This window comes from Cellulomonas sp. P1_G12_2, from assembly GCF_056405535.1.
Genome location: NZ_JBFUBX010000008.1, coordinates 49,842 through 73,726 on the forward strand (window position 1 = coordinate 49,842; position 23,885 = coordinate 73,726).

The 23,885-nt window shown below is 74.0% G+C and carries 22 protein-coding genes and 1 tRNA gene; 7 read left to right on the top strand and 16 right to left on the bottom strand.

Annotated features, from left to right (window positions below; translation table 11 throughout):
* The first annotated feature begins 18 nt into the window (after positions 1–18).
* Positions 19–1,254, top strand: coding sequence for an endo-1,4-beta-xylanase (locus AC1DXT_RS18840; RefSeq protein WP_477062825.1), 1,236 nt, complete (start codon positions 19–21; stop codon positions 1,252–1,254).
* 4 nt (positions 1,255–1,258) lie between these two features.
* A complete protein-coding gene (locus AC1DXT_RS18845) occupies positions 1,259–2,083 on the top strand; it encodes a TrmH family RNA methyltransferase (protein ID WP_477062826.1) in 825 nt (274 codons plus the stop codon).
* Between the two features lies 1 nt (position 2,084).
* Here AC1DXT_RS18845 and AC1DXT_RS18850 read toward each other — a convergent pair whose 3' ends face one another.
* Genes AC1DXT_RS18850 through AC1DXT_RS18870 form a run of 5 tightly spaced genes read right to left on the bottom strand, consistent with a single transcriptional unit; the run spans position 2,085 to position 6,172 of the window.
* The gene (locus AC1DXT_RS18850; RefSeq protein WP_477062827.1) at positions 2,085–3,017 is read right to left on the bottom strand and encodes an alpha/beta hydrolase; all 933 of its coding nucleotides are present in this window, start codon (positions 3,015–3,017) and stop codon (positions 2,085–2,087) included.
* A gap of 29 nt (positions 3,018–3,046) precedes the next feature.
* On the bottom strand, positions 3,047–4,354 hold the full coding sequence (locus tag AC1DXT_RS18855; RefSeq protein ID WP_477062828.1) for a Fic family protein: 1,308 nt from the start codon (positions 4,352–4,354) through the stop codon (positions 3,047–3,049).
* A gap of 54 nt (positions 4,355–4,408) precedes the next feature.
* Positions 4,409–4,951 carry a YbaK/EbsC family protein gene (locus AC1DXT_RS18860; protein WP_477062829.1) on the bottom strand — a complete coding sequence of 181 codons (543 nt, stop codon included), beginning with the start codon at positions 4,949–4,951 and terminating at the stop codon, positions 4,409–4,411.
* 20 nt (positions 4,952–4,971) lie between these two features.
* Positions 4,972–5,496: a YbhB/YbcL family Raf kinase inhibitor-like protein gene (locus AC1DXT_RS18865; protein ID WP_477062830.1), complete on the bottom strand. Its 525-nt coding sequence runs from the start codon at positions 5,494–5,496 to the stop codon at positions 4,972–4,974.
* Positions 5,497–5,503: 7 nt separating this feature from the next.
* On the bottom strand, positions 5,504–6,172 hold the full coding sequence (locus AC1DXT_RS18870; protein WP_477062831.1) for a Pr6Pr family membrane protein: 669 nt from the start codon (positions 6,170–6,172) through the stop codon (positions 5,504–5,506).
* Positions 6,173–6,363: 191 nt separating this feature from the next.
* Between AC1DXT_RS18870 and AC1DXT_RS18875 the strand changes: the two genes are divergently transcribed.
* Genes AC1DXT_RS18875 through AC1DXT_RS18885 form a run of 3 tightly spaced genes read left to right on the top strand, consistent with a single transcriptional unit; the run spans position 6,364 to position 12,588 of the window.
* Positions 6,364–7,158: a hypothetical protein gene (locus AC1DXT_RS18875; protein WP_477062832.1), complete on the top strand. Its 795-nt coding sequence runs from the start codon at positions 6,364–6,366 to the stop codon at positions 7,156–7,158.
* Positions 7,155–9,017: a DNA polymerase Y family protein gene (locus AC1DXT_RS18880; RefSeq protein ID WP_477062833.1), complete on the top strand. Its 1,863-nt coding sequence runs from the start codon at positions 7,155–7,157 to the stop codon at positions 9,015–9,017. Before AC1DXT_RS18875 ends, AC1DXT_RS18880 begins: the two co-directional genes overlap by 4 nt.
* Positions 9,010–12,588, top strand: a complete 3,579-nt coding sequence (locus tag AC1DXT_RS18885; protein ID WP_477062834.1) for a PHP domain-containing protein — start codon at positions 9,010–9,012, stop codon at positions 12,586–12,588. The genes AC1DXT_RS18880 and AC1DXT_RS18885 overlap by 8 nt, the downstream gene beginning before the upstream one ends.
* A 3-nt stretch (positions 12,589–12,591) precedes the next feature.
* Here the strand turns inward: AC1DXT_RS18885 and AC1DXT_RS18890 are convergent, their stop codons facing one another.
* Complete coding sequence (locus tag AC1DXT_RS18890) at positions 12,592–13,818, bottom strand: AI-2E family transporter (protein ID WP_477062835.1); 1,227 nt, start codon at positions 13,816–13,818, stop codon at positions 12,592–12,594.
* Between the two features lie 146 nt (positions 13,819–13,964).
* Between AC1DXT_RS18890 and AC1DXT_RS18895 the strand changes: the two genes are divergently transcribed.
* Positions 13,965–14,047: transfer RNA gene (locus AC1DXT_RS18895), tRNA-Leu, on the top strand.
* A gap of 65 nt (positions 14,048–14,112) precedes the next feature.
* On the opposite strand, the gene AC1DXT_RS18900 is transcribed toward AC1DXT_RS18895, so the two are convergent.
* The 7 genes from AC1DXT_RS18900 to AC1DXT_RS18930 all read right to left on the bottom strand — a co-directional run bounded on the left by AC1DXT_RS18900 (position 14,113) and on the right by AC1DXT_RS18930 (position 20,120).
* Positions 14,113–14,316: a hypothetical protein gene (locus AC1DXT_RS18900; RefSeq protein WP_477062836.1), complete on the bottom strand. Its 204-nt coding sequence runs from the start codon at positions 14,314–14,316 to the stop codon at positions 14,113–14,115.
* A 157-nt stretch (positions 14,317–14,473) separates the two neighbouring features.
* Entirely contained in the window at positions 14,474–15,832 is a 1,359-nt protein-coding gene (locus AC1DXT_RS18905) for a uracil-xanthine permease family protein (RefSeq protein WP_477062837.1), read from the bottom strand.
* Positions 15,833–15,948: 116 nt separating this feature from the next.
* Positions 15,949–17,040, bottom strand: a complete 1,092-nt coding sequence (locus AC1DXT_RS18910; RefSeq protein WP_477062838.1) for a DNA glycosylase AlkZ-like family protein — start codon at positions 17,038–17,040, stop codon at positions 15,949–15,951.
* Positions 17,041–17,044: 4 nt separating this feature from the next.
* Positions 17,045–17,656 carry a dihydrofolate reductase family protein gene (locus AC1DXT_RS18915; protein ID WP_477062839.1) on the bottom strand — a complete coding sequence of 204 codons (612 nt, stop codon included), beginning with the start codon at positions 17,654–17,656 and terminating at the stop codon, positions 17,045–17,047.
* 84 nt (positions 17,657–17,740) lie between these two features.
* Positions 17,741–18,871, bottom strand: coding sequence for an epoxide hydrolase family protein (locus tag AC1DXT_RS18920; RefSeq protein ID WP_477062840.1), 1,131 nt, complete (start codon positions 18,869–18,871; stop codon positions 17,741–17,743).
* Between the two features lie 85 nt (positions 18,872–18,956).
* Complete coding sequence (locus AC1DXT_RS18925) at positions 18,957–19,640, bottom strand: helix-turn-helix domain-containing protein (protein ID WP_477062841.1); 684 nt, start codon at positions 19,638–19,640, stop codon at positions 18,957–18,959.
* 36 nt (positions 19,641–19,676) lie between these two features.
* On the bottom strand, positions 19,677–20,120 hold the full coding sequence (locus AC1DXT_RS18930) for a transferase (RefSeq protein ID WP_477062842.1): 444 nt from the start codon (positions 20,118–20,120) through the stop codon (positions 19,677–19,679).
* Between the two features lie 214 nt (positions 20,121–20,334).
* On the opposite strand from AC1DXT_RS18930, the gene AC1DXT_RS18935 reads away from it, so the two are divergent.
* On the top strand, positions 20,335–20,757 hold the full coding sequence (locus tag AC1DXT_RS18935) for a ChaB family protein (protein WP_477062843.1): 423 nt from the start codon (positions 20,335–20,337) through the stop codon (positions 20,755–20,757).
* On the opposite strand, the gene AC1DXT_RS18940 is transcribed toward AC1DXT_RS18935, so the two are convergent.
* The 3 genes from AC1DXT_RS18940 to AC1DXT_RS18950 all read right to left on the bottom strand — a co-directional run bounded on the left by AC1DXT_RS18940 (position 20,750) and on the right by AC1DXT_RS18950 (position 23,822).
* Entirely contained in the window at positions 20,750–22,102 is a 1,353-nt protein-coding gene (locus tag AC1DXT_RS18940; protein ID WP_477062844.1) for a DNA polymerase IV, read from the bottom strand. The two genes, AC1DXT_RS18935 and AC1DXT_RS18940, sit on opposite strands and share 8 nt — an antisense overlap.
* A 46-nt stretch (positions 22,103–22,148) precedes the next feature.
* On the bottom strand, positions 22,149–22,793 hold the full coding sequence (locus AC1DXT_RS18945) for an alpha/beta fold hydrolase (protein WP_477062845.1): 645 nt from the start codon (positions 22,791–22,793) through the stop codon (positions 22,149–22,151).
* Between the two features lie 123 nt (positions 22,794–22,916).
* Entirely contained in the window at positions 22,917–23,822 is a 906-nt protein-coding gene (locus tag AC1DXT_RS18950; protein WP_477062846.1) for a matrixin family metalloprotease, read from the bottom strand.
* Between the last annotated feature and the right edge of the window lie 63 nt (positions 23,823–23,885).

The following is a 23,885-nucleotide window of genomic DNA, read 5'->3' on the forward strand; positions in this document are numbered from 1 at the left end:
TCATGACAGGCTTACGCCATGTCCTTCCAGCACCGGCGCGCTGACGCCGTCGTCACCGTCCTCGGCCCCGACGGCCGCCCGCTCGCCGACACCGACGTCGTTGTCGCCCAGGAGCGGCACGCGTTCCTCTTCGGCAACATCGGCTTCGACTTCGTCGCGCTCGCGAACGGGGAGGGCGAAGCGGCCGCGCCGCCCGCGTTCGGCGGTGCGTCGGTCGCGTCGGCCGCCGCGCTCGCGGACCTCTGGCTCGACGTGTTCAACGCCGCGACCCTGCCGTTCTACTGGGGCGGCTTCGAGCCGGTGCGCGGCCACCCGGACACCACCCGGATGCTGACCGCCGCGCGCTGGTTCGCCGACCGCGGCGTGGTCGTCAAGGGACACCCGCTGGCGTGGCACACCGTATGCGCGCCGTGGCTGCTCGACCTGAGCACCGACGAGATCGCCGACGTCCAGGACGCGCGGATCCGTCGTGAGGTCGCGGACTTCGCCGGGGTGATCGACACCTGGGACGTGATCAACGAGGTCGTGATCATGCCGGTGTTCGACAAGGAGCCCAACGGGCTGACGCGGCTGGCGTGGGACCGCGGCCGCATCCCGACGATCCGCCTGGCGTTCGACGCGGCCCGCCAGACCAACCCGTCGGCGACCCTGCTGCTGAACGACTTCGACATGTCGACCGCGTACGAGTGCCTCATCGAGGGCGTGCTCGAGGCAGGGATCCAGGTCGACGCCCTCGGCCTGCAGAGCCACATGCACCAGGGGTACTGGGGTGAGGAGAAGATGCTGGCGACCCTCGACAGGTTCGCGCGCTTCGGCCTGCCGCTGCACCTGACCGAGACCACGCTGCTGTCCGGCGAGCTCATGCCGGCGCACATCGAGGACCTCAACGACCACCAGGTCGCGTCGTGGCCCTCGACGCCCGAGGGTGAGGCGCGCCAGGCCGACGAGGTCGAGCGGCACTACCGGACGCTGATCGGGCACCCCGCGGTGCAGGCGGCGACGTACTGGGGGATCACCGACGAGGGCGCGTGGCTGGGCGCGCCCGGCGGGCTCGTGCGCGCGGACGGCACGCCCAAGCCCGCGTACGACGCGCTGCGGCGCCTGGTGAAGGACGAGTGGTGGCTGGCGCCGACGACGCTGCGGACGAACTCCGCCGGGCGTGTGCCCGTGAGCGGGTTCCGCGGGGTGTACACCGTCGACGGTCAGCCCTTCGATCTCGACGACGGGGAGGTCGTCGTCCGGCTGGAAGGATGAGCGGGTGCCCGTCGCCTCCGTCCAGCCCGTCACCGACCCCGCCGACGAGCGCCTCGCCGACTACGTCTCGCTGACCGACGTCGCGCTGCGCTCGCGGCAGGAGCCCGCCAAGGGCCTCTACATCGCCGAGAGCTCCACGGTCCTCGGCCGCGCGCTCGCCGCCGGGCACCGACCGCGGTCCGTCCTGCTGTCGCCGCRCTGGCTGCCGGACCTGGAGCGGCTGCTGGCGACCCTGCCGGCCGACGACACCGAGGTCCCCGTCTACGTCGCCGAGGAGCCCGTGCTCGAGGCGATCACCGGGTTCCACGTCCACCGCGGAGCGCTCGCCGCGATGCACCGGCCGCCGCTCGAGCCGGTGTCGACCCTTCTTGCGGGAGCGCGGCGGGTGGCCGTGCTGGAGGACATCGTCGACCACACCAACGTCGGCGCCGCCTTCCGCTCCGCGGCAGCGCTGGGCGTGGACGCCGTGCTCGTGACGCCGCGGTGCGCCGACCCGCTCTACCGCCGGTCCGTCCGCGTCTCGATGGGCACGGTGTTCCAGGTGCCCTGGACGCGGATCGACCCCTGGCCCGAGGGCATCTCCGCGCTGCGCGACGCCGGGTTCGTCACCGCGGCGCTGGCCCTGTCCGACGACTCGATCACGCTCGACGAGCTGGTCGCCGACCCGCCCGAGCGGCTCGCCCTGGTGCTCGGGGCCGAGGGGCACGGGCTCAAGCCGGTGACGGTGGCGCAGTCCGACCTGGTGGTGCGGATCCCGATGGCCGGCGGCGTGGACTCGCTCAACGTCGCGGCGGCCGCTGCGGTCGCGTTCTGGGCGACCCGGGCCTGACTCACACCACGTCGTCGCGCGGCAGCGTGTAGCGCAGGAAGCCCATGGTCCGCGCCCACGTCTCCCGCCGGGCGTGCGCCGTGAGCACCGGGTCGCCGCCGTAGCGGAACGTGACCCCCGGACCGGGGCCTTGGCTCGTCGCGATGCCACCGGGCGGCCCGGCGATCATGTGGCCGGCGCTGTCGAGCACGACGTTCGCCCAGGGATAGGGGTGCTCGGCCAGGCGGTCGGCGGCGACCTGGTGGTACGCCGGGGAGTCCCACATCTGGTCGTCGCCGGCGGCCACCAGCAGGACGCCGCCGCGGATGCGCTCGACCGGGATGCTCACGCGCTCCAGCTCGTCGGGGTCCGTCGGGAGCGGGGCGAACCCGTTGCGCAGCGCGATCGGGTCGTGGCGCTCGATCGCCTCCTGGAGCTCGGGCGTGACCGCGTACGGCAGGAACGGCAGCGGCTCGCCGACCACGGTCCAGGCCGGGCCCGACGACCGCAGGATCCGGTCCAGCCGACCCGCGTCGTAGTCGATGCCGGCGGTGACGACCCCGCTGCCGACGACGCTGACCACCGACCCGACCCGCTCGTCGCGGCTGCCCACCAGGAGCGCTGCCTCGCCGCCGCGGGAGCCGCCGAGCAGCCCGATCGAGCCCGGTCCGAACCCCTGCGCCTCGAGCAGGTCGATCGCCCGGGTGAAGTACTCGAGCGGCACGTCGACGAGCGTGTTCGGCACCCCCGGCGCACCGAAGTAGGCCAGGGCGAGCGCGACGAAGCCCTCCTCGGCGAGCGCGACGGCGTCCCGTTCGTGCATCCCGCCCTCGGACCCGCCGATCACCACGACGGCACGCTCGGCGCCCGCTGCCGGCCGTGCCAGCACGCCCGCGATCCCGTGCGCGCGACACACGGTCCTGTCCCTGATGACGCGGTGGGTGGTCCGGCTCATGCCGCGCACCCTAGCGAGAGGCGCTGACGTCAGCGGTGCTGGCCCTGATGGCCGCGCGGCAGGCGGCAGGCTCGACCGGCGCGGGGGAGCCAGGCGCCGCACGCGGTCTCTGCCTCGTGCTCGGGGGCCGCCACGGGGAGGTCGACGGCGTTCCCCGGCTCCGCGTCGGGGGCGATCCCCGGTTCCGCGACGAGGTCGAGCAGCTCCGTGGCGACGTAGACGGTGCGGGTGCGGTCGGCCTTCCTGTCGGTGCGCAGCACCCCCGCCGCGGCGAGGGAGTCGAGGGCGTTGCGCGCCGCGACGCCGGTGATCTCGTACCGGGCCGCCACGGACGCCGCGTCGAGCACGGGGTGTGTGGGGAGGTCGGCGACCACGCGGTGCGCGACGCCGCGCCGGACGCGGCCGGTCGGCGACCTGTCCCGCAGGTAGGCGTCGAGGGTGTCGGTCTGCCGGCTCTGCCAGTCCGTCACCTGACCCGAGAGGGCGAGCGCGTCGGCGGCCGCCGCGACGACCGCCTCGGCGACGACCGTCACGATCGCGGCGCCCTGGTCGCCGCGGCGGTAGGTGTCGAGCGCGGCGTAGTAGCGCTCGCGGTCGCGGAACAGCGCGGTGCTGACGGGCAGGGTGATCCGCGGCGCGACGCCGTAGCGGGCCAGGACGGTCCCGATGAGGACCCGGCCGGCGCGGCCGTTGCCGTCGGCGAAGGGGTGGATGGTCTCCAGCTGCGCGTGCGCGAGGGCGGCAGCGAGGACAGGGCGGTGCCGACGGGACGCCAGGTAGGCGTCGAGGTCGTCGAGCAGACCGGGGACGAGCTCGTGCGGAGGCGCGTTGTAGTGCGCCTCGAGGGGGGTCCGGCCGCCGATCCACACCGGTTCGGTGCGGACGCCCGCGTGCCGCGGTGCGATCAGCCTCTGGAGCTCTACGGCGTCCCACACGAGCGACACGTCGGGGTCCAGAGCGCGCTCCACCGACTCCCGCACCGCGTGCAGAGTGCGGGCGACGGTGACGGCGGACTCGCGGCCGCGCGCCACGAAGTCCGCGACGGCCACCGCGCGAGGCGTCGGCTCGTACCCCTCGATGAGGGAGGACGCGGCCGCTTCCGAGCGGACCAGCAGGTCGCCGATCTGCCCGAGGCCGGCGTGCGCGGCGAGGTCGGCCGCCTCCCGGGCGCGGCTCTCCGCCTCGTCGAGGAGCTCCGTCGTGCCGGCGTCGAGGTGCACGTCGAGGCCGAGCAGCGAGTCGGGGACAAACGCCTGGTAGCTGCCCGAGCGGGTGAACCGGCGAGGGACCCCGTCGGTCGCGCGTGGTGTCCACTGCTGCGTGACGTAGGTGCCCATGCCCACCTCCCCGACGGCGTCGTAAACTTGCCTCCGATGCTACTCGAAGAAAGTTTATGCTAGGGCGAGGCCCTCGATGACGCCCACGCCCGGCGCTCGGGCCAGGAGCGCCCCGGGGAGCGCGATCTTCGACCGGCGTACTCCGCTGCCGATGATCACGGTCGGCCCGGCCGCGGGATCGTCCACGGCGACGCGACCGTCCACCAGGACGCGGTAGCGGGCGGGCAGCCCGAGCGGGGTGATGCCGCCGTACTCCATGCCCGACTCCTCGACCGCGCGGTCCATGGGCAGGAACGACGCCTTGCGGACGTCGAGGAGCCGCTTGACCGTGGAGTTCACGTCCGCACGGGTGGTCGCCCGGACGACCGCTGCGGCCACCCGTTCCTCGCCCTCGCGCCGACCCGCGACGAGCACGCAGTTGGCCGATGCGGCAGGCGGCAGCTGGTAGGCCTCGGTCAGTGCGGCGGTGTCCGCGAGGTCGGGGTCGATCTCCGTGACGAGCACCGCCTCGGCCACCGTCGGGTCGGTCGCGGCCCACGCCTCGATCGCCGCGAGCGTGGGGACGGCGAGCAGGTCGGGGCGGTCGAGCGCGCGCACCCAGGTCAGCGTGCCGAGCGTCACTGCTGGTAGGTCCCGACGAGGACCGCCCGCGCGAGCGTGTGGAAGGTGACCGCGGTGTTCGCGGCGCCCGGCATGGCGTCCGGGCCGAGTCCGAGGGAGGGCACGTCGAGGGCGTGCACGACGAAGAAGTAGCGGTGCACCTGGTCCCCCGGCGGGGGCGCGGCGCCGACGTAGCGGGCCTGGCCGTCGTCGCCGCGCAGGGCGAACGCACCCGCGGGCAGGTCGGCGCCTCGGGCGAGCGAGGTAGTGGTGGCGGGCACGTCCGCGACGGTCCAGTGCCACCACCCGGCCGGGCCGGGCGCGTCCGGGTCGAAGCAGCTGATCAGGAACGACCGCGTGGCGTCGGGGAAGCCCTCCCAGGACAGCTGCGGTGAGAGGTTGCTGCCTGCGTCGGTGTTCGTGTGCACGTCCGGCAGGCGCTCGCCCGCCCGGAAGTCGTCGCTGGTCAGCGTGAAGTCGGGGACCGCCGGGAGCAGCGAGTAGGGGTCGGGCGCGACGGGACGGGTGAGGTTCACGGGCATGGCGACATCATTCCGCGGGGACCAGCGGCGCGCGCGGGATCGGCGCGGGCTCGTGCCGGCCGAGGACCGCCCGCGCGGGCAGGAGCCGGTCGAGGCCCACCAGGACGAGGCCCAGCACGAAGAACCCGACGCCGTAGATGAGCACGTTGAGCACCAGCCCGTCGTAGCCCAGCTCCGCGACGTCGACGAAGCCGTAGGGGTAGTCGCTGGTGGGGCTCAGCAGGCCGCGGACCGTGCTGAACGTGCAGTACGCCACCGGGTAGAGCAGCCAGTACGCGGCGGTGCGGATGCGCAGGCGGCGGTGCGGGACCAGGAGCAGGAAGTGCACGAACGTCGCGATGGGCGTCAGGCGGTGCACGAGCTGGTCGTGGGTGAGCCCGAGGGCGATGACCTCCTCGCCCGGAGGGGCGGGGTCGAGGATCAGGTACGAGACCAGCCCGGTGATGAGCAGGAAGAGCGTCACCGCACCGAACAGCCACGGCGGCGGCTCGGCACGCCGGGCGAGCACGGCGATGCCGCCCCAGAGCATCACCACGGCCAGCATCAGGTTCGACTGGTTGGTGAAGTAGACGTAGTCCTCGAGGTCGAACGTCACGCCGGTGCTCGGCGCCCAGAACAGTGCGAGGAACGTGATCGCCGCCAGTGCGAGGCGGTAGATCCCGACGACGACTCCCATGACGTGCCCTCCTGGTCGCCGGCGACGCTGCCGGGCGACGAGAACGTAGCCGAGACCTGCGCCATCACCCCTTCGGCACGCCGCGGATTGACAGTGCAGGGAGTGTCAGCGTGTACTGAGATACTTCGAACAGATGTTCGATGAAGGTCTCGAGAGCACCCTCTCATCGGCCGGTCGAGGGGAGGTCCGCAATGTCCGTCGACACCATGTCGCGCGAGGACCGGGTCATGCTCGCACGGGCCGCCCTCGCGCGCGCCGAGCAGCGCACGGGGGCGCGCAGCGTGCTGCCGCTCGGGGGAGTCGTGGAGCCCTCCGCCCCCGTGGTCGCCCTGGTGCCCGACCGGCCCGACGTGCCTGTCGAGCAGCCCACCGCCGGCATCATCACCAGCGAGCGCCCCCCGATGGCGGTCCCGCCGCCGCTGGCCCCGATCCTGCCCGAGGGGCTGCGTCGTGGAGGCACCACGGTGGTCACGGGATCGACGTCGCTGGTGCTGGCCATGCTCGCCCACGCGTGCGCCGGCGGAGCGTGGGCGGCCGTCGTCGGCCAGCCGACCATCGGCCTGCTCGCCGCGTCCCAGGCGGGGGTGTCGCTCGACCGGCTGGCCGTGGTGCCGCGCCCCGGCCTCGAGGCCCCGACCGTGGTGGCCGCGCTGCTCGACGGTGTCGACGTGGTGGTGGTCGGTCCCGAGGCAGCCCTGACGGACGCGGACCGCAGGAAGCTGTCCGCGCGCGCCCGGGACCGCGGGTCGGTGCTGCTGTCCACCGCCGACTGGCCGGGCGCGGGCGTGGTGCTCACGGTCGAGTCGGGCCGGTGGACGGGGGTCGACGCCGGCGAGGGGCGCTTGCGCACACACGAGATCCGGCTGGTCCGCACAGGACGGGGGAGTGCCGCCGTGCCGCGCGCGCTCGACCTGACCCTGCCGATCGGTTCGACCGCGGCGCCGCAGGTCGAGGCGCCGGCACCGAGCCTGAGGCTCGTCGGATGAGCACGCGCACGACCGTCCTGTGGGTCCCGGACTGGCCCGTGGTGGCCGCGGCGACGTCCGAGGAGGTGCCGCCGCACGTGCCGACCGCCGTGCACGACGGGCGGCAGCTCACCGCGGTGTCGGCGCTCGCCCGGGCGGAGGGGGTGCGCCGGGGGATGCGGCGGCGGCAGGCGCAGGGGGTCTGCCCCGAGCTGGTGCTGCTGCCCGCGGACGACGCCCGGGACGTGCGGCTGTTCGAGCCGGTCGCGGCGGCGGCAGAGACCGTGGTGGCGGGCATCGAGGTGGTCCGCGCCGGGATGCTGCTGCTGCCCGCGGGCGGGGCCAGCCGGTACCACGGGTCGGAGGAGGCGCTCGCGGAGCTGCTCATCGACGCGGTCGCGGCCGGGTCGGGGCACGAGTGCGCGGTGGGCACGGCCGACGGGCTGCTGGCCGCGGTGCTGGCCACCCGGACCGGCGCGGTGGTGCCTGCGGGGGCGTCGGCGGCGTACCTGGCGCCTCGGGCGATGAGCGAGCTGGTGCACGCGGCGGTCACCGACGAGGCCGCCACCGCGGTGGCTCAGCTGGTGGACCTGCTGCACCGCCTGGGGCTGCGGCAGCTCGGGCAGCTCGCCGCCCTGCCGCCCACGGACGTGCACGCCCGCTTCGGCCGGCTGGGCGCGTGGGCGCAGCTGCTCGCACGCGGCGACGACGAACGCCCGCCCGCCCGGCGTCGACCGGAGGCCGACCTCGAGGTGGCCACCGCCCTCGACCCGCCGCTCGACCGGGTCGACTCGGCGACGTTCGCCGGTCGCCGCCTGGCCGAGGAGCTGCACGCGCTGCTCATGCAGCACTCCGTGACGTGCGGCCGCCTGCAGATCGCGGCACGTACCGACGAGGGCACCGACCTGGTGCGCACCTGGCGGACCGACCTGGGCGGCTGGGGCGGGCTGACCCCCGCCCGGATCACCGACCGCATCCGGTGGCAGCTGGAGGGCTGGCTGGCGTCGAGCGCGATCGAGACCGCGCGGAGCCGGGCGGCCGACGACCCCGCCGCCCGCGCCCGCTCGCGGACGGCGCGGGACGCCGTCGCGTCGGGGCGTGACCCGTGGGCGCACGATGACCTGCCGACCAATCCGTGGCCCGACGACGAGTCCCGCCCGGTCACCCTGGTCCACCTCGCGATCACCGCTCTGGACGTCGCCTCCGCGGGCGCCGAGCAGGGGCGGCTGTGGGGCGGACCGTCGGGCGGTGACCTGCGTGCGCACCGAGCGCTCGACCGGGTGCAGGGGATCGTCGGGGGGTCGGGGATCCTCGTCGCGACGCTGCAGGGCGGCCGGGACGTGCGCGACCAGGTGCACCTGCAGCCGTGGGGCGAGCAGACCGAGCCGGCGCGGCCGGTGGACCGGCCCTGGCCCGGGCGGCTGCCCGATCCGGCGCCGGCCACCGTGCTGGACCCGCCCGACCGGGTGGACGTGCGCGACGCCAGCGGGGAACCCGTGGTGCTCGACGTGCGCAGCGGGATGAGCAGGGAGCCGGCGTGGGTGCGGTGGCTGCCGCGGGAGTTCGACGACGACCGTGTGGCACGCCCAGACCGGCGCAGGGGTGCCCCGCATGGGCGCGAGGCACCCGTGGACGCGTCACGTGGGCGTCGTCGGGCCGAGCCGTGGGACGTCGCTGTCGAGCGGGCGCGGTCCGCCGCCGACGAGCCGCGCGCCGTCGTCGGGTGGGCCGGGCCGTGGCTGTTGAGCGAGCGCTGGTGGGTGGCGGCCGACGACCGCCCGGGCCTGCGGGCGCACCTGCAGGTGACGTTCGACGACGGCCGGGCGGTGCTCCTGGCCTGCACGGCGACCGGCTGGACGTGCGAGGCGACGTATGACTGACCGTGGTGCGGCGTTCCCGCCGCGGTACGCGGAGCTGCACGCCCACTCCGCCTTCAGCTTCCTCGACGGCGCCAGCCAGCCCGAGGAGCTCGCCGCGGAGGCGTCCCGGCTCGGCCTGCGCGCGCTCGGGCTCACGGACCACGACGGGCTGTACGGCGTGGTGCGGTTCGCGCAGGCGGCCAAGGCCGTCGGGCTGCCCACGGTGTTCGGGGCAGAGCTGCACCTGCCCGCGCCGGACGGTCGGCGGCACCCCCGGGAGGCCGCACGCGTCACGCCCGGACCGCCCGTGCTCGACCTGCCGACGGGCGTCCCCGACCCGCGCGCGTCCCACCTCCTGGTGCTCGCGCGCGGACCCGACGGCTACCGTGCACTGTCCCGCGCGATCGCGGAGGCCCACCTGCGCACCGGCAAGAAGGGCGCCGCGGACTACCGGCTCGACGAGCTCGCCGCGACCGCGGCCGGGCAGTGGCTGGTGCTCACCGGCTGCCGCAAGGGGTCGGTCCGGCGCGCGCTCGCCGGCGGCGACCCGTCGGGGGTCACCGAGGTGACCGCGGCCGGCGTCGAGGCGGCCCGGACCGAGCTCGACAAGCTTGTCGCCCTGTTCGGTCGGGAGAACGTGGCGGTCGAGGTCACCGCGGCCGGCGACCCGTACGACGCCGACCGCGCCGACGCCCTCGCGCTCCTCGCGGCCGACGCCGGGCTCCCGCTCGTGGCCACGGGCAACGTGCACTACGCCACCCCGCGGGACGCCGACCTGGCTGCCGCGCTCGCCGCCGTCCGCGCGCGCTCCTCGCTGGAGGACCTGGACGGCTGGCTGCCCGGCGGCCCGATGGCGCACCTGCGGTCGGCCACGGAGATGCTCGCGCTGCACCGGCGGCACCCGTCGGCCGTGGTGACCGCGGCGGACCTGGCCGACGAGTGCGCGTTCGATCTGTCCCTCGTCGCGCCCCAGCTCCCGCCCTACCCGGTGCCACCGGGCCACACGGAGGCCACGTGGCTGCGCGAGCTGGTACGCCGGGGCGCGCTGGAGCTGTACGGGCCGCCGGAGTCGGAGCGGGTGCCCGGGGCGTACGCGCAGCTGGCGCACGAGCTGACCGTCATCGAGGACCTCGGCTTCCCCGGCTACTTCCTCGTGGTCTACGACCTGGTCGACTTCTGCCGCAGGAACGGGATCCTCGCGCAGGGCCGCGGCTCGGCCGCCAACTCGGCGGTCTGCTACGCGCTGCGGGTCACGGCCGTGGACGCGGTACGGCACGGCCTGCTGTTCGAGCGGTTCCTGGCGCCCGAGCGGGACGGTCCGCCGGACATCGACGTGGACATCGAGTCCGCGCGCCGCGAGGAGGTCATCCAGTACGTCTACGAGAAGCACGGGCGGACGCACGCCGCGCAGGTGGCCAACGTCATCTCCTACCGGCCGCGGTCGGCCGTCCGGGACGCGGCGCGGGCGCTCGGGTACGACGCGGGGCAGCAGGATGCGTGGGCGTCGTCGATCGAGCGGTGGGGGAGCCTGCGGTCGGACGCGCCTCCGCCTCCGCCCGAGAAGCCGTCGTCATCGGGACGGCCGGCGCGCCCGCACGTGGACCACGTCGGTCCCGTGCCCACCACGGACCGCGAGGTGCGTCGCCGCACGCAGGCCTCGATGTGGGGCAACACGTGGGAGCCGCCGTCGGTGCTGCGCGCGCCGAAGGGCGTCGACACGCCGGGTCTGGCCACCGCCGACGGGCACGACGTGGTCCCGGCGGTCCGACCACCGTCGGCCAGCGACCTCGACGAGATCCCCGAGCACGTCATCGACCTCGCGGACCGGTTCCTGCGGCTCCCGCGGCACCTCGGCATCCACTCGGGCGGCATGGTCATGTGCGACCGGCCGGTGATCGAGGTGTGCCCGGTGGAGTGGGCACGCATGCCGGGCCGCACGGTGCTGCAGTGGGACAAGGAGGACTGCGCGGACGCGGGGCTGGTGAAGTTCGACCTGCTGGGCCTCGGCATGCTCACCGCGCTGCGCATCGGGTTCACGTCCGTGCGCGACCACGAGGGCGAGGAGCTGGACCTGCACGGGCTGCCTGCGGAGGACCCGCGCGTGTACGACCTGCTCAGCGCCGCGGACACCGTCGGGGTGTTCCAGGTGGAGTCGCGCGCGCAGATGGGCACGCTGCCGCGCCTGCAGCCGCGGACGTTCTACGACATCGTCATCGAGGTCGCCCTCATCCGCCCCGGTCCCATCCAGGGCGGCTCGGTCCACCCGTACATCGAGCGCGCGCACGGCCGCCAGCCGGTCACGTACCTGCACCCGCTGCTGGAGAAGTCGCTGGCCAAGACCAAGGGCGTGCCGCTGTTCCAGGAGCAGCTCATGCAGATGGCCATCGACGTCGCCGACTTCACCCCCGCGGAGGCGGACCAGCTGCGCCGCGCGATGGGCTCGAAGCGGTCGACCGAGCGGATGGAGGCGATGCGCGGCCGGCTGATGTCGGGCATGGCCGGGCACGGGATCGACGAGCAGACCGGGACGGAGATCTTCGACAAGCTCAAGGCGTTCGCCGACTTCGGCTTCCCCGAGTCGCACGCGTACTCGTTCGCGTTCCTGGTCTACGCCAGCGCGTGGCTGAAGGTGTACCACCCGGCCGCGTTCTACGCGGGGCTGCTCGCGGCGCAGCCGATGGGCTTCTACTCCCCGCAGAGCCTGGCCGCCGACGCCCGTCGGCACGGCCTGGAGGTGCTGCGCCCGGACGTGCAGGCGTCCGACGTGCAGGCGTGCGTCGAGCGCCTGGGTCCGACGCCCGCGGGCGGTGAGCCGCGGCTGGTCCCGACGCCCAGCGGGACCGGTCCGGTGACCGCGCCGGGGGTGCGGACGGGGGACGGCGACCGGTCGCTGGCGGTCCGGCTCGGGCTGGCGTCGGTGCGGTCGGTGGGGGAGGACGTGGCGCAGCGGGTGGTCGACGAGCGCCGCGCGCACGGCCCGTTCGCGGACCTGCGGCAGCTGGTGCGGCGGGTGCAGCTGTCGACCGCGCAGCTCGAGGCGCTCGCCACCGCCGGGGCGCTCGACAGCCTGGGCGTCACGCGGCGGGAGGCGCTGTGGGCGGCAGGGGCGCTCGCGCAGGAAGGGCCGGACACGCTGCCCGGCGTCTCGGTGGGGGTGAGTGCGCCGACGCTGCCCGGGCTGAGCGACGTCGAGATCGCCACCGCGGACGTGTGGGCCACGGGCGTGTCCGTCGACTCCTACCCGACGCAGTTCGTGCGCGACGGGCTCGACGCAGCCGGCGTCCTGCGGGTCGAGCAGGCGTACACGCACGAGATCGGCCGACGGGTGGCTGTCGCCGGCGTCGTCACGCACCGCCAGCGCCCCGGCACCGCCGGCGGGACCACGTTCCTGTCCCTGGAGGACGAGACCGGGCTGCTCAACGTCATCTGCTCGGCCGGCCTGTGGCAGAAGTTCCGCAAGGTCGCCCGGACGTCCCGCGCCCTGGTGGTGCGCGGTCGGCTGGAACGGGCGGACGGTGCCACCAACCTGGTGGCGGAGCACCTGGCCCCGATGTCGTTGAAGGTCAGGTCGGCGTCGCGCGACTTCCGCTGAGGCTCAGGGCTGCTTGACGGCCTCGTCGTCGTCGATCTCCTCGACGCTCTCCACGGGTTCGACCGCGTCGTCCGACTCGTCCTCCTCCATCGGCGGGTCCAGCGTGCGCAGCCGCGAGAAGATCGCCCAGCACACCGCCACGAGCGGCACCGAGATGACCGCGCCGAGGATGCCGGCGGTCAAGGTTCCCGCGGTGACGGCGAGCGCGATGACGACCGGGTGGATCGACACCTGCTTGCCCATCACGATCGGCTGCAGGATGTGCCCCTCGAACTGCCCGATCAGGGCGATGCCGATACCGACGATCGCGGCGGAGAGCAGGCCGTTCGCGGCGAGGGCGACGATCATCGCAATGACCATCGCCAGCGGCGCACCGATCAGCGGGATGAACGCACCGATGAACACCAGCACGGCGAGCGGCGCCGACAGCGGGACGCGCAGGATGCTCAGCAGGATGAACGCGAGCATGCCGTCGGTGACCGCGATGATCACGGTGCCGCGGGTGTACCCGGAGAACGTGTACCAGCCGGCGCCACCTGCCGTCTTCCAGCTCTCGCGCACCCGCGACGGGAGCTGGTTGAGGAACCAGGTCCACATCTCGCGGCCCCGCGCCAGGAAGAACACCGTGCAGAAGATCGCGAGCGCCAGGGCCGTGAACACCTCGACCACCGACCCCGCACCCGCGGCCGCCTGGCCCGCCAGGTCCCCGGCGTGCTCCTGCACCCACTGCTGACCGTTGCTGATCCACTCGGCGATCTGGTCGTTCGTGATGGTGAACGGCAGCGGGCCGTTCTCCAGGAACTCGGTGATCTGGTCGATGCCGTTGCTGAACTGCTTGGTCAGGTCGGTCCACTGGTTGGCGATCGAGTAGCCGACGTACGTCAGCAGCCCGAGGAAGAACACGATCCCGCCGAGCAGGCCGAGCGCGGTCGCGACCCCGCGGGGGATCCACCGGGCGAGGAAGTCGACGACCGGCCGCAGGACCGCGGTGAACACGAACGCGAGGAACACGGCGATGAACAGCAGCTGCACCTGGGACGTGGCGTAGAAGATGAGCGCCACCATCGCGATGACCACGAGCAGCCGCCACGAGACACCCGCAGCACCACGAAGCCAGCGCGGGGCGGTGTGCTCCGTGCCGTAGGCGCTCGGGTTGCGGCGGGCACCGGCAACCTTCCGCGCCGTGGGGCTGGCAGGAGCCCGTCCCGTCGAGGTGCTCGTGTCGGTCATCGGGCTCCTTGTTTCGCGGCCGAGGGCTTGCTGTCTCGGCGTCTGCCGCCAGTCTGCCTCGGGGGGCCGATGCGTGCTCGCCCGCCGCGCCGTGCTATCTTTTCTGCCGCACCTGAGGGCGCCTCCGGGTGCCCTGCGGTCCACCTGTCCGGGTGGCGGAATGGCAGACGCGCTAGCTTGAGGTGCTAGTGCCCTAACGGGCGTGGGGGTTCAAGTCCCCCTCCGGACACTCGTTGAGACAGCGACGAGCAACCCCTGATCTGCGGAGACGCGGATCGGGGGTTTGTTCGTCTCTCAGGCCCGTTCGGACCGGGCTCGGCGGTCCCAGCGACCGGCCAGCGTGTAGAGCCCCACCGCGACGGCGACGATGCCCCCGAACCGCACGGCGGCGCCGGGCCACGACGTCCAGAGAGTGTCGCTGGACGAGACCAGCACGACCAGGAGGGCGAGGGCGAGGGCAGCGGCCGCCCAGAGGGCCGTCGTTCGCGGGTTCGTCATCGTCGACCGCCCAGCTCGGGTCCGGTGTCGTCACCGGTGCGACGCCGGCCCCGTTGCCGGCGTGCAGCCATGATGCGACCAGACGGCGCGGACGTCATCCACCGTCTTGGGATCCGGACCCGCCGGACCCGTCAGGTCCGGCGGGGTCCGGCGGCGGCTACCGGCCCACAGGGTCGACCGCGGGGACCGAGGCCGGGGAGGCGGGCTCCTGGCTGGTGCCGCGCCAGTCGGCCAGCACGCGCATCAGGTGGTAGATGATCAGCGCGGCGGCGGTGCCGAGCGCGATGCCGCCGAAGACGAGGTCGCCAGGGGCCCAGGTGAAGTTGGCGATGCCGATGACCAGGGCGACGGCGGCCGTGGTGAGGTTCTTCGGGTCGGAGAAGTCGACCCTGTTCTGCACCCAGATCCGGGCGCCGAGGATGCCGATCATCCCGTAGAGGACGGTCGTCGCCCCGCCGAGGACGCCTGCGGGGATCGAGGCCACCACCGCACCGAACTTCGGCGAGAGGGAGAGCACCAGGGCCGTGGCCGCGGCGACCCAGTATGCGGCCGTGGAGTACACCTTGGTGGCGGCCATGACGCCGATGTTCTCGGCGTAGGTGGTGGTGCCCGAGCCGCCGCCGAGCCCGGCCAGGGTGGTCGCGATGCCGTCGGAGAAGAGGGCGCGGCCGGCCAGCGGGTCCATGTCGTGCCCGGTCATCGCGGCGACGGACTTGACGTGGCCGATGTTCTCGGCCACGAGGACCAGTACGACGGGGACGAACAGCCCGAGGACGGCGACGTCGAACCGGGGGGTGAGGAACTGGGGGAACCCGACCCAGTCGGCGGCGCGGACACCCGAGAAGTCGACCTCGCCGCGCAGGTTGGCCACCGCGTAGCCGACCAGGACGCCGACCAGGATCGACAGCCGACCGAGGATGCCGCGGAAGAGCACGGTGCTCAGGATGATCGCGAGCAGGGTGGCCAGCGCGGTGATGGGTGCCGCGCGGAAGCCGTTGCTGCACGTCTCGACGATGGCCCCATCGACGACGCTCTGCGAGCACGTCCCCCAGGCCACCGGGGCGAGGTTCAGGCCGATGAGCGCGACGATCGTGCCCGTGACGACGGGCGGCATGAGCGTGTCGATCCACCCCGACCCGGCGAAGTGCACCACGGCGCCGATGGCGGCGAGCAGCACACCGACGACGACGATGCCGCCCAGTGCCACGGACTGCCCGCCGGTGGCGGTCGCTGCGGCGATGGGGGCGATGAACGCGAACGAGGAGCCCAGGTAGCTCGGCAGCTTGTTGCGCGTGATGAGCAGGAACACCACCGTGCCGACGGCGGAGAAGAACAGGGTCGTCGCCGGGGAGAAGCCGGTCAGCAGCGGGACCAGGAACGTGGCCCCGAACATCGCCACGACGTGCTGCATGCCGATGCCGACCGTGCGGGGCCAGCTGAGGCGCTCGTCGGGGGCGACGACCTCGCCGACAGGGACCGTGCGTCCATCGCCGTGCAGACGCCATCCGATGCTCATGGGGCCAGTCCCTACTCGTGGAAGTCGATGGGGCAACGGTCGCCCCGTGCGCCTGTGCGGCACGCGGACGCTAGCAACGCGGCCAGCGGTTGCGCCAGCAGCGCGGTCTCGCACGCTCAGCGCGGGTCGGCGGCGAGCCTCAGCGGCGTCGCGAGGATCGTCCCCAGCCGCTCGACCTCGTCCTCGACCGCAGCCCGCGGGGGCGCCGCGTCGAACCACGTCACCCGGACCTCGTCGGCCGACTGGGACCAGGTCCCGCGCACGGCGCCCCCGACCACGGCGATGTTCGCGCCCCGGCTGATCGCAGCGCGCTGCGCGGGAGGAAGGACGTGCAGGTCGGCCGTCCCAGGTCCGAGCACCCACTGGTCGTACCGCGGCAGCAGCCGGACGGTCCTCGTCGGGCGGGCCGCCACCAGCTCCTCCAGATCCTCCTGTAGGACGAGCGCCGGCTCGCCCTCCACCTCTACGGTGGCCAGCTGCTCCCCGAGACCGGCGATCCAGGTCCGGAGGTGCCCGCGCCGGACGCCCAGCCCCTCGCCGAGCCAGTACTGCAGGTGCGTGGGTGTCGTCGGCCCGTACGCCCGGACGTAGGACTCGACCGCCCGGGGTCCGGCGTCGTCGACCTCCACGAGACCGGCCCAGAGCGGGTTGGCGTCCAGCCGCTGGAGCGTCGCCTGGCCGTCGCGCGACGGACCGAAGCAGAGGTCGCCCTGCCAGGCGAGCGCCTTGATCAGCGTCCACGGGTTGTCCGCGAAGACCTTCTCCAGATGGTGGAACGTGGGCTCGGCGGTGAGCGTGGCCCCGAGAGCCGCGGGGGTGAGCGGCCCGCCGGCGAGGGCGTCGCGCACCGCCTGCCGGAACGCGGGCCAGTCCGACGGGGCGAGCCCGTAGTAGGTCCGCCAGCTGGGCAGCTCCCACATCCGGCTGGACGCGCGCAGCGCGAGGTAGACGCCGGCGTCCTCGGGCGTCGCCAGGTGGACGGCGCCGCGGAACGCGAACGTGCGGACGAGCGCGCCCTCGGCGATCGCGCGAGCCACCGCGCCCGGCTCCGGGCGACGCTGCCGGGCGCCGATCGCCAGCTCCGTCGAGGCGTCGTTCTGCGCGGGGACGGCGCCCAGCGTCCGCACCACCTCGGCGGGCGTCGCGTCGCCGATCGGGTCCAGCAGCTGTCGTCGCATGCGCCAGGCGAGCGCCTGGGGCCACGTCACGCGGTCAGGCGGCACCGGGCACCTTGTCGGTGACGTCGTCGTACCCCTGGGTTCCCGGCAGCTGGCTCGGCGCGTAGACGAGCCGGACGACCCCTGTGGGGAAGACGTCCGAGCGCAGCAGCCGCAGGGGGTAGATGGGTTCGCCGTCGTCGAACAGCCGCTCGCCGGCGCGCGCGGCGACGGGGTGCACCAGCAGGCGCAGCTCGTCGAGGAGTCCGGCGGCGAGCAGCTGGCGGACCACGGAGATCGACCCGGCGACGAGGACCTTCCCGATGCCGGGGTCGGCCTTCAGCGCCGTGACGGCGGCGATGACGTCCGGTGCCGCCTCGGCGTTGCGCCAGCCCAGCTCCTGCGCACCGCGTGTCGCCACCACCTTGCGGACGTCACCGAGCTGCGCGGCGAACGTGGCGTCCTGGCCGCCCGCCGACTCCCGCTCCGGCCACGCGCCCGCGAAGCTGTCGTAGGTGACGCGCCCGAGCAGCAGCACGTCCACGTCCTCGTAGTCCTCGCCGACCGCGGCGCCCATGTTCTCGTCGAAGTAGGGGAAGTGCCACGCCGGGTCGATCTCGGCGACGCCGTCGAGAGAGATGAACAGGGTCGAGACGATCGTCGCCATCGCGGTCCTCCTGGGTCGTCAGCGGCCGCCCACGCGACCGCCCGACACGATCAGACCGCACACCACCCACATCCCGACAGACCCTCAGCCCACCGGGACCGACGCGAGGAACGCCCGGATGTCCCCGGCGAGCTCCTGCGGGCGCTCCATCGCGGGGAAGTGACCGCCCCGCGGATGCTCGGCCCAGTAGGCGAGATGCCCGTGCGGATCGAGGATGCGACGCATCAGCGGCTCCTCACCGAACGCCACCATGCCCTGCGGGCGGTCGTGCGTGCGCCCCCACGCCATGGGGGCGTGCGCGGCCTCGTAGAGCAGGTTCGCGCCGCCGTCCCCACCGCGGCCGAACCACGCCACGCTGACCAGCGTGAGCAGGTCGTCCAGGTCCACGGCGTCCTCGGGCAGCTCGCGCGACGGGTCGGTCCACTCCTGGAACTTCTCCGCGATCCACGTCAGCTGCATGACCGGCGAGTCGGTCAGCCCGTAGGCGACGCTCAGCGGCCGGGTCGTCTGGACCTGGAGGTAGCCGAAGTCCTCGGCGCGCGCCGCCTTGAGGGCCTCGTGCCGCTCCTTCTCCTCGGGGGTCAGGTGGTCGGTCGGCGGGGTGTACGCGGTCGCGATGGCCCCGGGATCGGTGGACACGAGCGAGGCGATCACGCGGTCTCCCGCATCGAGGCAGAGCTGCTCGCTGATGCCGGCGCCGACGTCGCCGCCAAAGACCGTGTACCGGTCGTAGCCGAGCCCGACCATCACCCGGTCGAACGCCGAGGCGGTCCGGACGAGGTCCCACCCGTGGCCGGCGAGCGGGGTGGAGAACCCGAACCCGGGGATCGAGGGCGCGACGACGTGGAACGCCGGGCCGCCGTCCTCGGGTTCGGCGAGGGCGGGTGCGAGCGTCGCGAACTCGACGAACGACGCGGGGTAGCCGTGGCACAGGAGCAGCGGCGTGGCGCCGTCCTGGCTCGATCGCACGTGCAGGCCGTGGACCGGCTGGCCGTCGACGTCGGCGAGGAACTGTGGCAGCCGGTTGAGCCGGTCCTCCTGCGCACGCCAGTCGAACGTGCGCCAGCGCTCGGCGAGACGCTGTGCGTAGGACACGGGGGTGCCGCGCTCCCACCCGGACGTGAGGTCGGCGGGCCATCGGGTGCGGGTGAGCCGCTCGGCCAGGTCGTCGACCTCGGCGGCGGGGATGGCGATCTCGTACGGTCGGATGTCCACGGCGTGCGTCCTCTCCCTCGTGCTGGTGTCCGACTTGGTGAGTCAGCCACGCCAGGGGGCGCCGTGTCTTGAACCCGGGCGACACTCAGACGGGCTCGTCGCGGTCCTGGGACTGCGCGGGGGTGTACCCGGTGAGCCGCTTGAGGTCGCGCGTGAGGTGGGACTGGTCGGCATAGCCGAGGGCGTGCGCGACGTCCGCGATGCCGGTGCCGTGCTGGAGCCGTCCGACGGCCTCGCGTGCCCGGGCGATCTGCCGGACGCGTCGCGGGCTCATCCCCGTGGAGTGCGTGAAGTGCCGCTCGACGCTGCGGGTGGACAGCGGGACCGGACGGCCGGCGAGCGTGGAGTCCACCACGTCGTCGAGCGCCAGGAGACCGCGCCCGGCCAGCAACCCGATGAGGTCCTCGACGCGGTCGTCGTCGGTCCCGGGGAACGGCCACCGCGTCCCGTCGAGGACGAAGCTCGCGGGGGAGGCCATCGGGAGCTCGACGGTCTGGTCGCGCATCGCCTCGACGGGGACGTGCGTGAAGTAGGCGCCCGCAGCGAAGCGGATCCCGAGGTTCCGGTTGCCCGCGGTGTAGCGGACGAGGGTCGGCTGCGAGGACGGACCGCTGAGCAGGACGCGGTGGGCGTTGCCCATGACGGTGAAGATCATGTCCCACCGCGCGTCGGCGGACGCCACATAGGTGCCGTCGGTGGTGTCGACCGTGTGCCAGACGACGTCGACGAAGCGGGACGGCGAGGTGCGCTCCTCGTAGAGGAAGCTCATGCCCGCCCAGCGTAGACCGGCCCGTCCGGCGTGGACCTAGGCGGCGGTGCCGAAGTCCGAGCGGGGCGACCGGCGGGCGGGCCCGAGCACGACCGCCCCGTGCGGGACCACGGTGTCGGTGCTCACCCGCGCCCCCGTGGCGACGACGGCGGCCTCGCCGATGCGGGCTCCGGCGTTGATCTGAGCCCCGTCGGCGATCCGCGACCCCGCGCCGAGGTGGACGTTGCGGCCGATGTGCACGCGCGCGCCGATCATCACGTCCGAGTCGATCCAGCTGCTGGCGCCGATGTGGGTGCCGTCGCCGACGACCGCACCGGCCTCGACGTACGCGGACTCGTGCACGGTCGCGCCCACGTGCACGCGCGCCGTGACCTCGACCAGCCCGCCGCCGTTCGGGTGCCGCGCGTACGCGGCCACCCTGCCGTGAGCGCTCTCGATCTCGACGTGCCCGGGCCTGGGTTGCGCCTTGCTGCGTGACACGTCTGCTCTCCCGGTCGTCGCGGCGGCTCGGGCGCCGTCGCCCGAGGCCCCCGAGGGCGCGGACGTCCGGCGACCGGCTGACAGGGACAGATCCATCGTCCGAGGGAGCCGCCCCGCGGACCAGTGACCAACGGCCCACGGCCTGCGGGCGCGGTGGCGGTGCCGCGGTGGGCGGACCACGATCGTCGCAAGGAGACACGTGAGGGGGTGCACCGTGCCCAAGACGACACGATCCGGGGACGCGAAGCAGAGCGAGCTGCCGAGCACGTTGCAGCGCTCCGACGCCAAGGCGCAGCGCACGTACGCGCAGGCGTACGACGCGGCGATCGACCAGTACGACGGCGACGAGGAGCGAGCGCACCGCGTCGCGTTCGCCGCGCTCAAGCACACCCACGAGAAGGTCGGCGACAGCTGGCGGCCCAAGGCGGAGTCCGGGCCGTCCGACCGGCGCGCCGAGGAGGGGTACGGCTCGGACGCCCCGACGGCGGGCGGGGTGGACGCCAACGCGAGCAGGGCGCACCTGTACGACCTCGCGAAGGAGCTGGGGATCGACGGGCGCTCGCGGATGAGCAAGGCCGAGCTGGTCGAGGCCATCGACCGGGAGAACGACCGACGGAGCCGTCAGGTGCTCAGGTGACCCCCTCAGGGGGCAGCGGCGGCACCAGCAGCAGCGGGTCGGTGTCGAGGTCGAGCACCTGTGATCGTGCCGGGGGCGTGTCCACGCTCTCGAACCGGACGGTCGCCTGCCGACCGCGGACGTGCACCACCCAGCCGCGGCCGAGGCTCGGGTGCTCGACGTCCAGGCCGGGTCGCGCGTTCTCCTCCGTGAGCAGGCCGAGGGTCGCCGGGGTGTCGTCGAGGTCGTCGTCGACATCCGGAGCGGGCTCGTCGTCGCCCCACGGCAGGGTGAGCTGCGCGTGCGCGGACAGGTTATGGAACGACACCCCGAGCAGCCGCACGGAGTCGCTGATCCCCGCGGCGCGCGCGGCCTGGTGGGCGGCCGCCCGGAGCTCGGCGGGCTCGGCGGAGGGCTGGGGGAGCGTGACCGACCGGGTCAGGGTGGTGAAGTCGGCGAACCGCACCTTCGCGACGACGGTCCGCGCGCCGCCGCCGTGCGCGGTCAGCCGACGCAGCGCCTCGTCGGCCACCCGGTCGATCGCGGCCGCGATCAGCTCGGCACCGAAGATGTCCTCCGCGAACGTGCGCTCCGCACCGACCGACTTGCGCTCGCCGCCGGGTGCCACGGGGCGCAGGTCGATGCCGCGGGCCAGCCGGAAGAGGTTGACCCCGGACGACTCGCCGACGGTCATCGTCAGGACGTCGAGCTCTTGCCGGCGCAGGTCGGCCACCGTGCGGACGTCCAGCCGCTCGAGCGCCGCCGCCGTCGCCGGTCCGATGCCGGGCACCGCGCGCACGGGCAGCGGCAGGAGGAAGTCGTCCTCGTCGGCAGGCTCGACCACCAGCAGCCCGTCCGGCTTGCCGGCGTCCGACGCGAGCTTGGCGATCAGCTTGCTCCGGCCGACGCCGATCGAGACGGCGAGGCCGGTGCGCTCCCGGATCTGCGCCCGGACGTCCGCGGCCGCGCCGGCGGGGTCGTCGGCGAAGGGACCCGCCTCCAGGTCGACGAACGCCTCGTCGATGCTCAGCGGCTCGACCAGCTCCGACAGCGTGCCCAGCGTGGCCATGATGATCCGCGAGTACGCCGAGTACGCCTCGAACCGGGGGAACAGGACCGCGGCCGCCGGGCTGAGCCGGCGCGCCCTGCTCATCGACATCGCCGAGCGTGCGCCGGCGCGGCGTGCCTCGTAGGACGCGGTGGACACGACGCCTCGGGGCCCGGTGCCGCCGACGAGCACCGGGCGGCCGCGCAGCGACGGCTTGTCGCGCTGCTCGACCGCCGCGAAGAACGAGTCCGCGTCGGCGTGCAGCACGGTCGCACGGGTGCGCAGCCGCGAGGCGTCGGCGAGCTGCGCGGGGTCCACACCCCTACTGTGCCTGGCGGTGGGCGCCTTGCTGCGCCGCGCGCGCTCAGGCGATCGCGAGTCCGCCGCGGTTGCGCAGCTCGTGCAGCGCGTCGAGCAGGATGCGGTTGAACGCGACGGGCGCGTGCGAGTTGACGTCGTGGCCGGCGCGCGGGACGACGGTGAGCCGGGTGCCGGGACGTGCGTCGAGGTACCGGCGCTCGTCGAGCCGCAGCGGGTCGCGCCGCCCGTTGACCAGCCAGACGGGCACCGCGGTGCGACGAAGGTCCGCCAGCGGGGAGTACCCGGCGAGCTCCGTGAGCATGTCGGTCACCACGTGCCAGTCGGGACCGCCCATCCGCAGCGCGCGCGTGAGCATGCCGGAGGCGCGCCGGTACGCGTTCAAGGGCTTGCCCTTGATCTCCGTCGAGCATCCCGCCAGGACGACGCCCGCGACCTTGTCCTCGTGCTGGCGCGCGTACGCCAGGCTCGTGTAGCCGCCGAGGGACAGGCCCACCAGCAGTGGAGGCTCGGGGCAGGAGTCCACGGCGTCGTCGATGGCGGCCAGCGCGCCCGCGAGACTGAAGCGCTCGTGCGCCCGCAGCCCGTGCCCGGGCAGGTCCAGGGCGATCGTGCGGTGACCCGATCGCTCGAGGGCCTCCACCTGTCGTCGCCAGATGACGGACGACGTCCGCGTGCCGTGCACCAGCACGATGGGTCGACGGTGGATGAGGGACTCCTCGAGGGGCAGAGGCGGGGGTGGCCTCTGGCGAGCGTACGCGTGCGACCTGGGAGGCGCCCGGGTGGAGCTGCACGCCCGGTGTGAAGAGTTCGGTCAGAGGTGCGGCGCGCACTCGCCGGCGCCGAGGGCGGCGAGGCCCGTCAGGTCACCCGCGGCGAGCTCGGTGACGTGGAGCTGGGTGCTCGGGTACATCAGCTGCGTGGGGTCGTCGACGTGGTCGAGCCCGACGAGGTGCGCCAGCTCGTGGGTCACGATCCCGCGGGCGGTGGCCTGGGTGGCCGGCACCGCGGCGAGCGCCCCGATGTCGTCGCCGTCGAGCGTGACGGACCCGGTGACGTAGACCGAGCGCCCCGCGCGGGTCACCGAGGCCGAGCCGGCGACCCCCGCGACGTCACCGGCCAGGTCGGGGGACTCGGTGGCGGTGGACCAGGCGATGAGGACCGGTGCCCACCGGCGACCGTACGCGTCGGGCTGGTAGGCCTTGCGGTCGGCGCTCGGGGCCTCCTGCGTCGCGCCGTCGTCGACGAACTGGAGGCCGGTCGCGGCCGACACGCTCGCGATCGCTCCTCGGACCAGCTCCTCGCCGCCAGGGGGAGCGCCGTCCGGCCGGACCACGTAGTGGATGGGTCGGCACGGGCTGTACGTGATCGGTCCGCCGCCCTCGGGCTGCAGCCCGGTGAAGGCGAAGACTCCCGGCGTGGCGGGCACCGGCGGCGGGGTGCCCAGTGGTTGGGCCTCCTCCTCCCATCCGGACGGAGGCCCGAACGCGGACGACGTCGACATCCACCACTGACCCCCCAGGAACAGCCCGCCGACCATCAGGGCCATGACCAGCAGGAAGCCGAGCCTCGGCCCGCGCCGGACGCGCACCGCCGGACCGAGGAAGCGCACGACACGCTCCTCGGCCGGGCCGCGGGGATGGGGCAGCAGGACCGGGAACGGGTCCTCGCCGCGCGCGCCGACCCAGGGATTGAGCCCCTGCGGCTCGCCAGCGCTCACGCCGTGCCCTCTCTGTCGCTGTGCCCGTCGGTGCGCGCAGGATCGCACACGGTGCCGCCCGGG

Bases quoted from the DNA above. Each gene is read 5' to 3' on its own strand.
- AC1DXT_RS18850 (WP_477062827.1), bottom strand. From the start codon at position 3,017: ATGAGCCGGACCACCCACCGCGTCATCAGGGACAGGACCGTGTGTCGC.
- AC1DXT_RS18855 (WP_477062828.1), bottom strand. From the start codon at position 4,354: ATGGGCACCTACGTCACGCAGCAGTGGACACCACGCGCGACCGACGGG.
- AC1DXT_RS18925 (WP_477062841.1), bottom strand. From the start codon at position 19,640: ATGAGCTTCCTCTACGAGGAGCGCACCTCGCCGTCCCGCTTCGTCGAC.
- AC1DXT_RS18915 (WP_477062839.1), bottom strand. From the start codon at position 17,656: ATGGCGACGATCGTCTCGACCCTGTTCATCTCTCTCGACGGCGTCGCC.
- AC1DXT_RS18880 (WP_477062833.1), top strand. From the start codon at position 7,155: ATGAGCACGCGCACGACCGTCCTGTGGGTCCCGGACTGGCCCGTGGTG.
- AC1DXT_RS18865 (WP_477062830.1), bottom strand. From the start codon at position 5,496: ATGCCCGTGAACCTCACCCGTCCCGTCGCGCCCGACCCCTACTCGCTG.
- AC1DXT_RS18840 (WP_477062825.1), top strand. From the start codon at position 19: ATGTCCTTCCAGCACCGGCGCGCTGACGCCGTCGTCACCGTCCTCGGC.
- AC1DXT_RS18875 (WP_477062832.1), top strand. From the start codon at position 6,364: ATGTCCGTCGACACCATGTCGCGCGAGGACCGGGTCATGCTCGCACGG.
- AC1DXT_RS18900 (WP_477062836.1), bottom strand. From the start codon at position 14,316: ATGACGAACCCGCGAACGACGGCCCTCTGGGCGGCCGCTGCCCTCGCC.
- AC1DXT_RS18870 (WP_477062831.1), bottom strand. From the start codon at position 6,172: ATGGGAGTCGTCGTCGGGATCTACCGCCTCGCACTGGCGGCGATCACG.
- AC1DXT_RS18905 (WP_477062837.1), bottom strand. From the start codon at position 15,832: ATGAGCATCGGATGGCGTCTGCACGGCGATGGACGCACGGTCCCTGTC.
- AC1DXT_RS18885 (WP_477062834.1), top strand. From the start codon at position 9,010: ATGACTGACCGTGGTGCGGCGTTCCCGCCGCGGTACGCGGAGCTGCAC.
- AC1DXT_RS18890 (WP_477062835.1), bottom strand. From the start codon at position 13,818: ATGACCGACACGAGCACCTCGACGGGACGGGCTCCTGCCAGCCCCACG.